2 protein-coding genes are annotated in these 988 nt (G+C 62.8%); both read right to left on the bottom strand.

What is annotated here, in order from left to right; translation table 11 throughout:
• Positions 1 to 194: 194 nt before the first annotated feature.
• Complete coding sequence (locus NBW84_RS14750) at positions 195 to 443, bottom strand: hypothetical protein (protein WP_250285311.1); 249 nt, start codon at positions 441 to 443, stop codon at positions 195 to 197.
• Positions 394 to 759, bottom strand: coding sequence for a DUF6247 family protein (locus NBW84_RS14745; protein WP_250285310.1), 366 nt, complete (start codon positions 757 to 759; stop codon positions 394 to 396). The genes NBW84_RS14750 and NBW84_RS14745 overlap by 50 nt, the downstream gene beginning before the upstream one ends.
• Between the last annotated feature and the right edge of the window lie 229 nt (positions 760 to 988).

Below are 988 nucleotides of genomic sequence, written 5' to 3'. Positions count from 1 at the left end.
CCCCAAAGCACCGGTAGGTAGCCACACGCATCCTCACGAACGACGATATGGGTCGATGGACGTCCGGGCATCGGTGGAGATCAGCGTGAGTTTGTCGTTGTGTACGCTTTTGCGGCCAAAAAGAGTATACAACGACAAAATTATGCCGATCATGGTCTGTGCGGGTGGTTGTGGATGGGATTCGTGCTGCTTGATCAGTGTTTTAAGATCCAGGTGACTCGGAGCGCGGTAATGGTGAGCAATCGGTCTTCGATGCTGTATGTCAGCAGTCCGTACCCGAAGACCGCCCGCCACAGTTCGGTGCGCTTGTTGTAGGTGCCCTGACGATAGGGGTCGTCGACCAGCCGGTTCAGGAGAGCGTCAAGCTCATGGCGGCCCTCGGGGGGTAGTGTGTCACGCTGTTGCTCGGCGTAGGTGACCCAGCGGATCGTGTATCTGGCCATTGGTCACCTCCGGATCCCCGGCTGGGTATGAGGTGGTCGCTCCGAGCACGGTGGGGTCTCCGGCCGCTATGCGTCGACGGTCCGCGAGAGCGCCGGTTTCGATCTCTGGGTTGGCGGTGAGCACCGCCTGCCCCCACCACTTGTCGATCACCACGCTCACCGGGTCGAGGTTGAGGGTGTTGTCCGCCTCCGCCAGCGCGATCCGCAGTTCCGCCACGAACATGTCGCGATCGTCTGGACGGAGCGCATCGCGGATCGCGGGCCCGTTCTTCTCAACGCGGTTGCGGACCCCGTAGATCGGGATGGTGTCGGCCATGCGATCCATTGTTCCACCCCGTAGGTGGAGCAACGGGGAGGAGAAGTGGTCGCCCGTGTGATCCGCTGTTCCCGTCGACAGGGCAGGTCAGCAGAACGGTTGCCGCCCGCCGGTCGCGGCGCGGGATGCGATCGACCTCGTCACAACCCAGACAGGGACCTTCGCCGAGGGCTGGGCCAGCGGCGGTGGGTAGGTGGGAGATCGCTTGGGTGTGCTACTCGTGGACGAC

This window comes from Protofrankia sp. CiP1_Cm_nod2, assembly GCF_920664355.1.
GTDB lineage: Bacteria > Actinomycetota > Actinomycetes > Frankiales > Frankiaceae > Protofrankia.
This window is presented reverse-complemented; position numbering and strand designations above follow the sequence as displayed.

Bases quoted from the DNA above. Each gene is read 5' to 3' on its own strand.
- NBW84_RS14750 (WP_250285311.1), bottom strand. From the start codon at position 443: ATGGCCAGATACACGATCCGCTGGGTCACCTACGCCGAGCAACAGCGT.
- NBW84_RS14745 (WP_250285310.1), bottom strand. From the start codon at position 759: ATGGCCGACACCATCCCGATCTACGGGGTCCGCAACCGCGTTGAGAAG.